13 protein-coding genes are annotated in these 13511 nt (G+C 72.0%); 7 read left to right on the top strand and 6 right to left on the bottom strand.

Annotated elements, in window-relative coordinates; all coding sequences use genetic code 11:
• Together AC1DWC_RS25630 and AC1DWC_RS25625 are read right to left on the bottom strand one after the other, a co-directional pair.
• Positions 1-301, bottom strand: a 301-nt coding sequence (locus AC1DWC_RS25630) for a 3-keto-5-aminohexanoate cleavage protein (protein ID WP_477912577.1), incomplete at its 3' end; no start/stop codon positions are given.
• 101 nt (positions 302-402) lie between these two features.
• Positions 403-1374 (bottom strand): AraC family transcriptional regulator, encoded by a 972-nt coding sequence (locus AC1DWC_RS25625; RefSeq protein WP_477912575.1) that lies wholly within the window; start codon positions 1372-1374, stop codon positions 403-405.
• A gap of 155 nt (positions 1375-1529) precedes the next feature.
• Here AC1DWC_RS25625 and AC1DWC_RS25620 point away from each other — a divergent pair, with 155 nt between their 5' ends.
• The 3 genes from AC1DWC_RS25620 (at position 1530) to AC1DWC_RS25610 (ending at position 3634) form a co-directional block, all read left to right on the top strand.
• Positions 1530-2057 carry a hypothetical protein gene (locus AC1DWC_RS25620; RefSeq protein WP_477912573.1) on the top strand — a complete coding sequence of 176 codons (528 nt, stop codon included), beginning with the start codon at positions 1530-1532 and terminating at the stop codon, positions 2055-2057.
• Positions 2058-2082: 25 nt separating this feature from the next.
• Positions 2083-2655, top strand: coding sequence for a YdeI/OmpD-associated family protein (locus AC1DWC_RS25615; RefSeq protein WP_477912571.1), 573 nt, complete (start codon positions 2083-2085; stop codon positions 2653-2655).
• A gap of 112 nt (positions 2656-2767) precedes the next feature.
• Positions 2768-3634 (top strand): sucrase ferredoxin, encoded by an 867-nt coding sequence (locus AC1DWC_RS25610; RefSeq protein WP_477912581.1) that lies wholly within the window; start codon positions 2768-2770, stop codon positions 3632-3634.
• On the opposite strand, the gene AC1DWC_RS25605 is transcribed toward AC1DWC_RS25610, so the two are convergent.
• From AC1DWC_RS25605 to AC1DWC_RS25595, 3 genes are read right to left on the bottom strand one after another with little or no spacing between them, the layout of a single operon-like run.
• On the bottom strand, positions 3631-4188 hold the full coding sequence (locus tag AC1DWC_RS25605; protein ID WP_477912569.1) for a cytochrome b: 558 nt from the start codon (positions 4186-4188) through the stop codon (positions 3631-3633). The genes AC1DWC_RS25610 and AC1DWC_RS25605 overlap by 4 nt on opposite strands.
• A complete protein-coding gene (locus tag AC1DWC_RS25600) occupies positions 4178-5281 on the bottom strand; it encodes a catalase family peroxidase (protein ID WP_477912567.1) in 1104 nt (367 codons plus the stop codon). Before AC1DWC_RS25600 ends, AC1DWC_RS25605 begins: the two co-directional genes overlap by 11 nt.
• A 10-nt stretch (positions 5282-5291) precedes the next feature.
• Complete coding sequence (locus AC1DWC_RS25595) at positions 5292-5822, bottom strand: COG4315 family predicted lipoprotein (RefSeq protein ID WP_477912565.1); 531 nt, start codon at positions 5820-5822, stop codon at positions 5292-5294.
• Between the two features lie 212 nt (positions 5823-6034).
• Here AC1DWC_RS25595 and AC1DWC_RS25590 point away from each other — a divergent pair, with 212 nt between their 5' ends.
• Together AC1DWC_RS25590 and AC1DWC_RS25585 are read left to right on the top strand one after the other, a co-directional pair.
• Positions 6035-6580, top strand: a complete 546-nt coding sequence (locus AC1DWC_RS25590) for a sigma-70 family RNA polymerase sigma factor (protein WP_477912563.1) — start codon at positions 6035-6037, stop codon at positions 6578-6580.
• The gene (locus AC1DWC_RS25585) at positions 6570-7241 is read left to right on the top strand and encodes an anti-sigma factor (protein ID WP_477912561.1); all 672 of its coding nucleotides are present in this window, start codon (positions 6570-6572) and stop codon (positions 7239-7241) included. The genes AC1DWC_RS25590 and AC1DWC_RS25585 overlap by 11 nt, the downstream gene beginning before the upstream one ends.
• A 51-nt stretch (positions 7242-7292) precedes the next feature.
• Here AC1DWC_RS25585 and AC1DWC_RS25580 read toward each other — a convergent pair whose 3' ends face one another.
• A complete protein-coding gene (locus AC1DWC_RS25580) occupies positions 7293-9404 on the bottom strand; it encodes an MMPL family transporter (RefSeq protein ID WP_477912559.1) in 2112 nt (703 codons plus the stop codon).
• Between the two features lie 143 nt (positions 9405-9547).
• Between AC1DWC_RS25580 and AC1DWC_RS25575 the strand changes: the two genes are divergently transcribed.
• Together AC1DWC_RS25575 and AC1DWC_RS25570 are read left to right on the top strand one after the other, a co-directional pair.
• A complete protein-coding gene (locus tag AC1DWC_RS25575) occupies positions 9548-10549 on the top strand; it encodes a zinc-binding alcohol dehydrogenase family protein (protein WP_477912579.1) in 1002 nt (333 codons plus the stop codon).
• 145 nt (positions 10550-10694) lie between these two features.
• Positions 10695-13511, top strand: a 2817-nt coding sequence (locus AC1DWC_RS25570) for an error-prone DNA polymerase (protein WP_477912557.1), incomplete at its 3' end; no start/stop codon positions are given.

Genomic DNA, 13511 nt, shown 5'->3' with positions numbered 1-13511 from the left:
CGAAGGAGATGGAGCCGCCGACCTGCAGGATCATGTCCGGCACGGCCTCGCGGAGGCGGCCGAGGAGCTCGTTGAACTTCGACAGGCGCTTGGAGCCCTTGCCGTCCTCCTCGCGGACGTGGATGTGCAGCACGGTGGCGCCGGCCTCGTAGCAGTCGACGGCCTGCTGGACGTGCTCGTCCATCGTCAGGGGCAGGTCCTCGGGGAAGTCCTCGACCGCCCACTCCGGGCCGTACGGGGCGACGGTGATGACCAGCTTGTCCTGGTTCTCGGGGAAGAATGCGTCGTCGTGGAAATTCATGCCAGGACTCCATCTGTGATGCGGGCTACGGCCGGGGCTTGGGGTGATGTGAATCACTGTAGGCAGCCCGGCGGCGTCACATTTGACGGATTAGGTCAATATTATTGACGTTCTGGGACAGGCTGGCCCTGGTCGACGGACCAGGCCTTCGGGCTGACCCCGAACTGTTGGCGGAACCACCGGGAGAACGCGCTCAGTTCCGAGAACCCCAGCTCCGAGGAGATCTCGGTGAAGGAGCGGTCTCCCCGCGCGATGGACGCCGTGGCGTGCTCCTTGCGAACCGAGTCGAGGATGGAGGAGTACGTCTCGCCCGACTGTGCCAGTCGCCGGTGCAGGGTCCGCCTGTCCATCCGCAGGCTGTGTGCGATGCGGGTGACCGAGCAGTGCTCCGTCGGCAGCAGGGTGGCGATCAGGTCCCGAACCTGCCCGGCGGTGGAGGAGTTCTCGCGCGGCGCCAGCAGCCCGAGGTACTCCTGCGCGAACGGTCGCAGGACCGGGTTCGACAGGCGGTTCGGTGCGTCCAGGTCGCCGGTCGCGATGATGATCCCGTCGATCTCGTGGTCGTAGTAGATCGACGGGCCGAACACGCGGGCATGCACCTCCCCGTTGGCGGGGGCTCCGTGGGCGAAGCAGGTGGCCACGGGCAGCCATCCGTCGGGCAGGAAGTCGGACAGGATCCGGAAGATCGACGCGACGACCAGTTCGGTGGACTGGCGTCCGAGCGTCATGTCGGTCGCCGGCCGGACCTGGATCGTGGCCAGGCCCCCCGATTCGGTCAGGTCCAGGAGGATTGCCTCGTTGTGCAAGCTCATGTGGCGCAGCACGATTCCCATCGCACTGCGCACGTCCGGCTCCTCGCGAGCGATCAGGCCGACCGGGCCCAGGTTCGACACGCCGCGGTTGCCCAACATCCTGACGCCGAAGTCGTCGCAGCCGGACTGCAGCGCGGAGAGTTCGAACAGCTCGACCACGCACTTCGCCTCGATCCACCCCTCGGTGGCGGAGAACGTCGCCGGGTCCAGTCCGGAGACCCGCATCAGCGGGTACGGGTTCAACCCGACTGACTTCGCCACCTCGAGGTATCCGTTCAAGACCGCGCTACGCAACCTCGGCAACTGTGCTCTCCCGTCCCATGCCGTCAAACACGGCGTCCCGATCCGTCAACATCGACGACGTGAACAACGGTAACGCCCGGATCGGGCCGGCGCATCGAGGCTAGGGTCGCGGCATGGCACTGACGGCTCTCGACGGCAAACTCCTCGGATGGTCGGCGGCATACGTGCTGTCGCAGGCCAACATTGCGCGGCTGCTCGGCCCGACCGCGCCGAAGCTCCTGCAGACTCAGACGGCGTTGTCCGCGCGGTCCTACCGGGCGGTGCTCGACAGCATGGACGAGTCCGAGACAGCCCGCTTCCGTAGCCATTTCGCGCCGGACATGGTGCACCCGGTGATCTACGCCGTCGCCCTGTGCACCGGCGCGCGGCGGCTCGGGCAGCTGACCGACCTGTCGCCGGCCACCCGGCGCGCGCTGGCCGTCGCGCCGGTGGCGGCCGCGGTCGCCGACTACGTGGAGAACGTGGTGGACCTGCACCTGCTCGACCACCGCGAGGCCATCACCGACGCCCGGGTGCGGGCGATCTCCACGGTCAGCATCACCAAGTGGGTGCTGAGCATCGGCGCGCTCGCGTACCTGTCGCAGGGGTTCGTGCGGGTGTGGGCGGGCATGGCGGCCGGGCGCCGGAATCGGCGCGATTGACCGGGCGTCCGCCTACGGTGAGGCCATGGCCGTCGAACGCAGCATCGAGTACTTCCCCGACCCGGAGGCGTTTCGCGCCTGGCTCGCTGAACAGCACGACCGCTCGCCCGGGATCTGGCTCAAGTTCGCCAAGAAGGACTCGGGGCACACAAGTGTCAGCTACGACCAGGCACTGGACATCGCCCTGTGCTTCGGCTGGATCGACGGCCAGGCCCGCCCCCTCGACGACGAGTTCTGGCTGCGGGGCTTCACCCCCCGCCGGGCCCGGAGTCCCTGGTCGAAGCGCAACCGGGAGAAGACCGAGCGGCTGATCGCTGACGGGCTGATGCAGCCCGCCGGGCAGGCCGCGATCGCGGCGGCCCGGGCGGACGGGCGCTGGGACCGTGCCTACGAGGGGCAGGCCACGGCGACCGTGCCGCAGGATTTCCTCGACGCGTTGGCGCAGGTACCCGCGGCGGAGGAGTTCTTCGCGACGATGAACAAGTCCAGCCGGTACGCCGTCGTCTATCGCCTGCAGGACGCGAAGAGGCCGGAGACCCGGGCCCGCCGGATCGAGAAGTTCGTCCAGATGTTCGCGGAGGGCACCCCGCCGAACTGACGACCGCCGCGGGCACAATGGTGCGGTGACCGAGCCAGCCCGCACCGCAGACTACGACGCCCCCGGCGTCGACGAGACGACCGCCGCGGCGGTCGCGTCGACCTGTTCGGCGATGTCCGCGGTGGACGAACCGCTGCCCGGCACCGCCTCGCAGACCGCCGGCTGGCTCTGCCTGGAACACCCGGGGGCGTGGGGCCGCGACGTGTTCGGCGGCGAGGCCTTCGACCCGGACCTGTCCGAGGCGCTGCAACGGCACACCGAGGCAGCGGGGGTGCGGCTGCTGCTGATCCGTCGTCCCGGCCGCGCCGCCTGGCCGGCCCGCCGCACGGTGCTGTTCGGGCGCCCGGACCCGGCCGGCGGGTGGTGCGAGCGGTTCGACGTCGCCGACCCGGCCGACCTGCTCGACCTCGACCTGACGCTGACCGCGGCGTCGCCGGGAATCGGGACGCCGGTCAGCGACCCGGTCGCGCTGGTGTGCGCGCACGGCAAACGCGACCAGTGCTGCGCGGTGCTGGGCCGCCCGGTCGCCGCGACGCTGGCGGACCGGTTCGGTGACGCGGTGTGGGAGTGCTCGCACACCGGTGGGCACCGGTTCGCGCCGTCGCTGATCCTGCTGCCGACAGGACTGACCTACGGCAGGCTCGGCCCCGAGGCCAGCGTCGAGGCGGTGCTCGCGGCGGGCCGGGGCGAGGTGTACCTGCCGGGCCTGCGCGGGCGCAGCTGCTGGAGCCCGGACGGCCAGGTCGCGGAAATTGCGGTGCGGGAACGGGTCTCGGCGTCCGACGCGGACCTGACCGTCGAGGACGTCCTGGTGGGAGGGCGGGAGGCCGGGGCGTTGGTGCGGCACCGCGACGGCCGGTCCTGGGCGGTCGAGACCACCCGCGTCGAACTCGAGGCGCGACCGCCGAGTTGCGGCGCACTGGCGAAGTCGGTGACCGCGGTGGTCGCCGCCGCGGTCACCGAGCGCGCCGGACCCTAGTTCGACCGGACCGGCAGCGGCGTCATCCGGTCGAGGAGTCGGTCGCGCAGCACCAGCGTGTGGAACAGGGCCGCGCACATGTGCGCGGTGAACGTCAGGAACAGCAGGTAGGCCAGAACCGTGTGGGCCTGTCGCAACATCGCGTAGGTGCCCGCGTCCTGCGGTGCGATGGCCGGCAGGTGCAGGCCTTCGTAGATCACGATCGGGGACCCCGCGCTCGAGAGCATGGCCCATCCGATCAACGGCTGCGCCAACATCAGCGCGTAGAGCAGGTATTCGGTTCCCTTCGCCACGAGGCGTTCCAGGGGTCGCATGGTGGACGGGAACGGCGGCGGCCGGCGACGCAACCGGTTGCCGATCCGGATCACCACCAGGACGAGGATCGCGATCCCCAGCGGTTCGTGGACGGCCCGCAGTCGCGCGTAGTCGGTCAGCGACGCGATCATGGCCGCGCCGACGACGAGTTGGGCGATGACCAGGACCGCCATGACCCAGTGCAGCAGGCGCGACGGAAGGGCGTACCGGGCAGGGCCGGGGGTCGGCTCAGCGGGCATCGAGCACCTCCTGGACGGTGACGGCGCTCGGCCGGGTGGGTTCGCCGGATCGGCGGGTGAAGGACCGGGCGTAGACCGCCGACCGCGCGTTGAGCAGGGGGTCGTCCGACGCCGAGATGCCCGCGGGGAGCACGAGCGGGTCGAAGTTGACGTCCCGGGCGTTGCCCGCCTCCTCGGTCTGCACCGAGTCGATCGTCACGGTGCCGACGTCGACGGTGCGCCTGCCCTCGGGCCAGGCCTTGGTGGCGTCGTGGGTCGGGTCGCCGGGTTCGCCGAAGGTGAGGACCAGGCGCCACCGCAGCGGTTCGGCGGCGACCGCGCGGATCACCTCGTCGAAGAGGTAGTTCTTGCCGGGCTGGGCCTGGCCGGCCGGCACGGGTGGTCGCTCGGGGACGAGCATCCAGCGCACCGGAGCCGTGACCCCGGCGGCATCGGTGACACGGAACGCGTTGAGTCCGCGGAAGGTGCTGTCGCCGAACCCGGAGGTCGGCGGGTGCTGCCGGACTACCTGCATGGCCGCCGCGGTCTCCGGGTGCCCGGCCAGGAACTCGGCCATCTTCTCCGGATCGGGTTTCCCGGTTGCGGCAAGGGGTTTGGAGGCGAGCAGTCGTTCGTAGAAGCCTTGCGGGGTGCTGTCGAGGAAGACCGGGAGGTTGACCATCGCGGTGCGCCACTGCTCCCCGTTCGGCAGCGCGAACGCCAACCCCAGGCCGCGGACGGTGGCGCTCGCGTCGGCGGCGTCGGGCAGGCTTCCCGAGAGCGAGAACCGGCCGGTCACCGGAACCCGTCCGGGCTGGAAGACGACGGCGGTGGACACCGCGGCGCCGGCCCCGTTGCTGTCGAAATGCCCAGTGGCACTGAGTCCTTTGGCATGGTTGCGCCGGAAGCCTTCGTGCTTGCCGCCCAGCTGTTCGAAGCGGTCGGCTATTCGCGACGGCGTCAGCGCGTCCGGCGTCAACCAGCCCTTGGCGTAGAGGAAACCGCCGACGTCCACGGCGGCGATCCCCCCGACGGCGGCCAACCCGAGGAGGACGCCGCGCCGACTGACGTCCGTGCGCGACCGAAGGATCCGCCGCTCGGTGTCGTCCGCCATCGCCTCGTCCCTACTGTCCGGCGGTGGCGGGCGCGGTCGGCGCCGGGGTCACCAGGGCGACGTGCCACTGGCCCTTGACGCCCTCGCCGTTGGTCTGGCCCGGCGCGTCGTCCTTCGCGAACCGGTACAGCGGGCGGCCGTCGTACACAGCCTGCTGCGCCCCGCCGTCGGGGCGGGTGACGGTGCCCAGCGTGCCGGGGAGATCCGTCCCGTCGGCCGCCTTCGGGACGCCGAGCGTCGGCGGCCAGATCGTGGCGCACTGCCCGACGCAGGCGGACGTCGTCGGGGTGTCCTGCGTGAACCAGTACAGCGTGTAGCCGGCCGCGTCGGTCACGACGTCGCCGAGGGCGGTGCTGGTCGCGCCGAGCTGCGCCACGGGGGCGGCATCGGAGGGGGTGGGGGAGGCCGGGGCGGCGGAGGCCTTCGGGGCAGGGCTGGTCGGCTGGGCGTCCTGCGCGGCGGTGTCGCTGCCGCAGCCGGACAGCAACACCAGCGCGGCGCCGAGCCCGACGGTCTGTGCCAGGAGCGTTCGCTTCTTCATCGTTGTCTCGCTTCCGTTCGTGATCGCAGTTGTGCGAGCTGACCGGGAATACGGACGCGGGGGCGGCGCACGTTCACCGAGCAACTGTGTGACATGTCACTCGCCCGTCGTCCCGGTGCCGTGAAGGATTCGAGGGACCGGTCCGTATACCCGGGTGAGAACTTCGCCGGTGACCGGCGCGGTGGGGACACGATGGTGCGGAGGTGAAAGGCATGCGGCTGATCTCGCAACGCCGGCATGCCGGCGGGCTCGGCGACGACGCCGCGCTGCGCGCGGCGTACGAGGACCACGCCGGGGAGCTGTTCCGGTTCGCGCACCGCTCCCTGGGCGACGCGGGCGGCGCCGAGGAGGCCGTGCAGGAGACGTTCCTGCGCGCCTGGCGGGCGGCGCACAGCTTCCAGCCGGACACGGCGTCGCTGCGCACCTGGTTGTTCTCGATCTGCCGCAACATCGTCATCGACATCAGCCGCGCCCGGGCCAGCCGGCCGCCGTTGGCCGCCGCCGAACCGGCGGATGCCCCCAGCGCCTCGCAGCCGCTGGAGGAACTGGTGGTGGGCCTGCAGGTGGAGGAGGCCCTGCGCCGGCTGTCCGAGCAGCACCGGCAGGTTCTCGTCGAGGTGCACCTGCGCGACCGGCCGGCCGCCGAGGTCGCCGCCGCGCTCGGGATCCCCGAGGGCACCGTCCGCAGTCGCGTCTACTACGGTCTCAAGGCCCTCAAACTCGTACTGGAAGAAATGGGGTGGCACGGTGACTACTGACCGTTGCCAGCAGATGCGAACCCACCTCGGCATGTACGCCCTGGACCGGCTCGAACCTGCCGCGGCGGTGGCGCTGCAGGCCCACCTCGACGGCTGCCCGGACTGCCGGTCCGAACTGCGCGAACTGCGCGGCGTCGCCCGGGCCCTGCGCCAGGCCGACCCCGAGCGGGTCGACGATCAGCCCGCCGGTCCGCCCCCGGCGCTGCGCTCCGCGGTGTTCACCGCGGTCGAGCAGGAGCGACGCCGGAAGCGCTCGGCCCGGACCGTGCGGCTCGCCGCGGCGGCGGCGGTGCTGGTCGTCGCGATGGGGGGAGTCTTCGTCGTCGCCGGGCAGCGGAACTCCCAGCCGGGCAACAACTCTCAGTCGGTCGCCTTCGCCGAGCCGCCCGCCGGTGTACAGGCCTCGGCCAGCGTGGAGAACCGCAACTGGGGCACCAGCATCGCCCTCGACGTCACCGGCCTGCCGCAGGGCCAGCGATACGCGGTGTGGCTCGAGCGCCCGGACGGGAGCAGGATGCCCGCCGGCAGCTTCGTCGCGGGCGGCGAGAAGAAGATGTCCATGCAGATGGCGGTCGGACTGCCGATGCACGAGGCCGCGGCCCTGGGCGTCAGCACTCCCACCGACCCGAGCCCCGTCCTCCTGGCGCCGCTGCACTCCTGACCCGGCTGCACTCCTGACCCGGCGCGCGGTCCGCGCGCCGGGCCCCGTGAACTAGTGCCCGATGCCGACCTTCTCGTACACCCGCCGCATCCAGGCCGGTGCCCACCAGTTGGCCTCGCCCATCAGCTTGACCAGCGACGGCACCAGCAGCATTCGCACCACGGTGGCGTCGATGATCAACGCGACGATCATGCCGACTCCCAGGAACCGCATGATCGACAGCCCGGACAGGGTGAAGGCCCCGGTCACGATGATCAGCAGCGCGGCCGCGGCCGTGACGATCCGGCCGGTCCGTTCGGTGCCGATCCGGACGGCGTCCTCGGTGCTGGCGCCGTTCTCCCGGGCCTCGACCATCCGGGACATCAGGAACACCTCGTAGTCGGTGGACAGGCCGAAGACCACCGCCAGGATCAGCACCACGAACGTCGGTTCGAGCGGGTTCGGGGTCACGCCCAGCATCGCGGCGCCGTGACCCTCCTGGAACACCCAGGTGAGCACGCCGAAGGTGGCGGCCAGGCTGAGCCCCGCCATCGCGACGGCCTTGACCGGCAGCACCACCGACCCGAAGGCCAGGAACAGCAGCACGAGGGTGGAGCCGACCATGATCGCGATCATCAGGGGCAGGTTCTCGGCGATGGAGGTGTTGCCGTCGAGGGTGAGCGCCGCACCACCGCCGACCTTCACGTCGGTGCCGGCCGGCGCGTCGATGGCGCGCAGTTCCTGCACGGTGTCGGCGGGCGCCGTGCCCTCGGCGTAGGTGGCCTGCAGCAGCGCGAAGTCGTCGGCGGCCGCGACCATCCGCACCTGGCTGACCCCGTCGAGGGCGCGGGCCTGGGCGCCGACGTCGGCGAGCTGCGCGGTGGTCGGCGGTGCCCCGTCCTCGCCGCGCACCAGGACGCTGGCCGCCTCGCCGGTGGTGGGGAACTCGGTGGCCAGGGTCTGCGAGGCCGCCCGGGCGGGATCGTCCGGGGGCAGTGCGGTGTAGGTGATCTCGCCGAGGGAGGCGCCGAGCAGCGGGGACGCCAGCAGCAGCAGGCCCGCGACGATGGTGACCGCGAAGGTGACCGGCCGGCGCATCACCCGGGTGACGACGCCGCCCCAGAACCGGGTCGCCCGCTCCTCGCCGCGCTCGACGGCGCCGCGCCGCCAGGCCAGCGAGTTGATCCGGTGGCCGAGGACGGCGAGCAGGGCGGGCACCGCGGTGAGCGAGAGCAGCGCCGCGCTGATCACCGCGGCGATCGCGCCGAAGCCGAGCGACCGGATGACCGCCTGCGGGAAGACGAGCATGCCGGCGAAGGCGCACACCAGCAGCAGACCGGAGAACAGCACCGTCCGGCCCGCCGTGGTGACGGTCCGGCGCACCGCCTCGCCCGGTTCGCTGCCCGCGGCGAGTTCCTCCCGGTACCGGCTGACGACGAACAGGCCGTAGTCGATGGCCAGGCCCAGGCCCAGCAGCGAGGCCACGTTCAGGGCGAACGAGCTGACCTCGGTGAACATGGTCAGGATGCGGAGCGTGGCGAACGCGCTGAAGACGGTGAGCATGCCGACGAACACCGGGACTGCGGCGGCCACGACGGTGCCGAAGACCAGCACCAGCAGCAGCAGGGTGATGGGCAGAGCGATCGCCTCGGCGCGCACCAGGTCCTGCTGCAGGTGCTGGCTGAACGAGTTCCCGACCACGGTGCCGCCGCCGAACTGGGCGTCGATCCCCGGTGGGCTGAGCGCACGGGTCATCTCGTCGAGGTCGGCGAGCTGCGGCCCGGCGTCCCAGTCGATCGAGACGGTCGCCACGGCCTTGGTGCCGTCGTTGGAGGTCAGCTGCGCCGCGGAGGCGGGGTCCACGGACCAGTACGAGACGACGGACCGCGTCGGCACCTGCTCCTTGAACGCGGCGAGCGTCTGCTGGACCTCGGGGCCGATGTCGGCGAGCGTCCGGCCCTCGGGTGCGGTGTAGATCGCCACGATGTCGGGGGACTGCGACCCGAGGCGGTCGTGGACCAGCGAACTGACCTGGGCCGCCTCACTGTTCGGGTCGACGTACCCGCCCTGGCTGAGCTTGGAGAAGACGCCGAGTCCCCACAGCCCGCTGACCACGACGGTGAGGACCGCGAGGACCAGTACCCACCATTTCCGGGAGACGACGAACGAGGCCCAGCGCGTCATAAATGTTGCTGCTCTCTTCAGGTGGGGTCGGGACGGCGCCACGACTCTACCGACGGCGTCCGGGTTTTCGGTCGGTCACCTCCGGACGCTGGTGCCGGGCGGCGCAGGGGTGCAGAGTTGTCCGCATGGACGTTCCCGGCGTCATGACCGGGTGGCAGGTTCGCCGGCCCGGACCGATCCGCGGCAGACCGCTGGATCAGGTGTCGATGCCGGTGCCGTCGCCCGGGCCGGACGAGCTCCTCGTGCGGGTCCGGGTGTGCGGCGTGTGCCGGACGGACCTGCACGTGGCCGAGGGCGACCTGCCGGTGCACCGGCCCGGCGTGGTGCCCGGTCACGAGGTGGTCGGCGAGGTCGTGGACTGGGGCGGCGAGGTGGGCCCGGGATTCGGGCTCGGCGACCGGATCGGCATCGGCTGGCTCCGGCAGACCTGCGGGGAGTGCCGGTACTGCCTCGCCGGGCGGGAGAACCTGTGTCCCGGTTCGCGGTACACCGGCTGGGACGTCGACGGCGGCTACGCGGAGTACGCCGTCGTGCCGGCCGCGTTCGCGCACCGACTGCCCGACGGCTACCTCGACGAGGAACTGGCGCCGCTGCTGTGCGCCGGGATCATCGGGTACCGGGCACTGGCCTGTGCCGAACTTCCGGAGGGCGGCAGGCTGGGCATCTACGGGTTCGGCGGCAGCGCACACCTCGCCGCGCAGGTCGCCCTCGCGCGGGGCGCCGAGGTGCACGTGATGACCCGCGGGGCGCGGGCGCGGGCGCTGGCGCTCGACCTCGGGGCGTCGTCGGCGCAGGATGCGGCGGATCCGCCGCCGGTGCCGCTGGACTCGGCGATCCTGTTCGCCCCGGTCGGCACGCTCGTTCCGCCCGCGCTCGAGGCACTGGACCGCGGCGGCACGCTGGCGGTCGCGGGCATCCACCTGTCCGACATCCCGCGGCTGAACTACCAACGGCACCTGTTCGAGGAACGTCGGCTGCGGTCGGTCACCGCCAACACCCGCACGGACGCCCGGGAGTTCCTCGAGTTCGCGGGCACGCACCGGCTCCTCGTCACCGCCAACGCCTACTCGTTCGACGAGGCGGACCGTGCGCTCACGGACCTGCGAGAGGGCCGGGTGAGCGGCGCCGCCGTGCTCGTCGTGTGACGTGGCGGGGGCGCCGCGGCCGGCCCCGCCGGTTGACACCCCGCCGCCCCGCGTCGCAGAATAGAACGCACGTTCGATGCGACTTCCCCGCTCGGGCACCGCAGGCAGAGCTCTCTGGTGCGGATGCGGACGGGAAGGAGTGGCAATGGGCTGGGGCAACGGGCCGCCGACGTGGTCGGAGATGGAGCGGGTGCTCTCGGGTCGTCCGGGGCGGAACCCGCCGGAGGCGATGTACCCCGGCGACGGCAGCGACAGCCCGGCCTGGTCCCGCAAGCGCGGTGAGTACCGCGGCGGCGTCATCGTCCCGGACGCGGCGCCGACCGTGCCCTACGCGGAACTGCACGCGCACTCGGCCTTCAGCTTCCTGGACGGCGCGAGCCCACCCGAGGAGCTGGTGGAGGAGGCCGTCCGGCTCGGCCTCGAGGCGGTCGCGCTGACCGACCACGACGGGCTCTACGGCGTGGTGCGGTTCGCGGAGGCCGCCAAGGAGCTGGGCATGCGCACCGTCTTCGGGGCCGAGCTGTCCCTGCCGCCACAGGGTTCGGGTTCGGCCGATCCGCGAACCGGCGCCGCGGACCCGGGCGGCACCCACCTGCTGGTGCTGGCCCGCGGCGGGGAGGGCTACCGGCGGCTGTCCCGGCAGCTCGCCGCGGCGCACCTGGCCGGTGGCGAGAAGGGCCGGCCCCGGTACGACCTCGACGCGTTGACCGCCGCCGCGGGCGGGCACTGGCAGATCCTCACGGGCTGCCGCAAGGGGCACGTGCGCGCGGCGCTCGCGGAGGGCGGCGCCGCGGCCGCCGAGTCCGAGTTGCGGGGGCTCGTCGAGCGATTCGGGTCCGACCGGGTCACCGTCGAGCTCACCCACCAGGGCGTCGCCGAGGACGACGAGCGCAACGCCGTCCTGGCCGACCTCGCGGACCGCTGCGGGCTGCCCGTCATCGCCTCCACCGCAGCACATTTCGCGCGGCCGTCCCGGCGACGGCTGGCGATGGCGATGGCCGCGGTGCGGTCCCGGCGGAGCCTGGACGAGGCGGCAGGCTGGCTGGCCCCGACCGGGGGCGCGCACCTGCGCTCCGGCGCGGAGATGGCGCGGTTGTTCGCCGCACACCCGGGCGCCGTGCTCGCCGCCGCGGAACTGGGCCGCGAGTGCGCCTTCGACCTGCGGTTGATCGCGCCGCGGCTGCCGCCGTTCGACGTCCCCGACGGGCACACCGAGGACAGCTGGCTACGGGAGCTGACGATGGCCGGCGCGCTCCGGCGCTACGGCACCCCCGAGCAGCGTCCCGACGCCTACCGGCAGATCGAGCACGAACTGACAATCGTTGCCCAGCTGACGTTTCCGGGCTACTTCCTGGTGGTCCACGACATCGTGTCCTTCTGTCGCCGCAACGACATCCTCTGTCAGGGCCGGGGGTCGGCGGCCAACTCGGCGGTCTGCTACGCCATCGGGATCACCAACGTCGACCCGGTGGGGAACCGGCTGCTCTTCGAGCGGTTCCTCTCCCCGGAGCGGGACGGCCCGCCGGACATCGACGTGGACATCGAGTCGGACCGGCGGGAGGAGGCCATCCAGTACGTCTACGGCAGGTACGGCCGCGACTACGCCGCGCAGGTCGCCAACGTCATCACCTACCGCGGCAAGATGGCGGTGCGGGACATGGCCCGCGCGCTGGGCTACTCGCAGGGCCAGCAGGATGCGTGGAGCAAACAGGTCAGCCGTTGGAGCGGCGTGAAGGACGAGACCGACACCGACATCCCGCGAGCGGTGCTCGAGCTGGCCGGCGAGATCGAGGGATTCCCACGGCATCTCGGTATCCACTCCGGGGGGATGGTGATCTGCGACCGGCCGATCGCGGACGTGTGCCCGGTGGAGTGGGCGCGGATGGAGAACCGCAGTGTGCTGCAGTGGGACAAGGACGACTGCGCCGCGGTGGGCCTGGTGAAGTTCGACCTGCTCGGTCTCGGCATGCTCTCGGCCCTGCACTACATGATCGACCTGGTCGCCGAGCACGAGGGCGTCGAGGTGGACCTGGCGCGGCTGGACCTGTCCGAGGCCGCGGTCTACGAGATGCTGTGCCGGGCAGACTCGGTCGGCGTGTTCCAGGTGGAGTCCCGGGCCCAGATGGCGACCCTGCCGCGGCTGCGGCCCCGCACCTTCTACGACCTGGTGGTGGAGGTCGCGCTGATCCGGCCCGGCCCCATCCAGGGCGGCTCGGTGCACCCGTACATCCGGCGCCGCAACAAGCTCGAGCCCGTCACCTACGACCATCCCTCGCTGGAGAACTCGCTCGAGCGCACCCTCGGCGTCCCGCTGTTCCAGGAGCAGCTGATGCAGATGGCGGTGGACGTCGCCGGGTTCACCGCCGCCGAGGCCGACCAGTTGCGCCGGGCGATGGGGTCGAAGCGGTCGCCGGAGCGGATGGAGCGGCTCAGGGGCCGGCTGTACGACGGCATGCGCGAGCTGCACGGCATCACCGGCGAGGTGGCCGACCGGATCTACGAGAAGCTCTACGCCTTCGCCAATTTCGGCTTCCCCGAGAGCCATTCGCAGTCCTTCGCCTCGCTGGTGTTCTACTCGGCTTGGTTCAAGCTGCACCATCCGGCGGCGTTCTGCGCGGGGCTGCTGCGAGCCCAGCCGATGGGTTTCTACTCGCCGCAGTCGCTGGTCGCCGACGCCCGCAGGCACGGGGTGCGGGTGCACGGGCCGGACGTGAACGCCTCCCTCGCCCACGCCGGACTCGAGCGCGGGGGCGCCGAGGTGCGCCTGGGTCTCGGCGCGGTGCGGCACATCGGATCGGCGCTCGCGGAGAAGATCGTCGAGGCCCGGCAGGAGGGCGGCCCGTTCGCCTCGCTGCTGGACCTGACGGGCCGGGTGGGGCTGAGCACCGCGCAGGCCGAGTCGCTCGCCACGGCCGGGGCACTGGGCTGCTTCGCCGGCTCGCGGCGGCAGGCGCTGTGGGGC

The sequence above is a fragment of the Rhodococcus sp. P4_C10 genome, assembly GCF_056402135.1.
The sequence above is the reverse complement of the archived record's forward strand: the minus strand, read 5'-3'. Positions and strand labels throughout refer to the sequence as shown.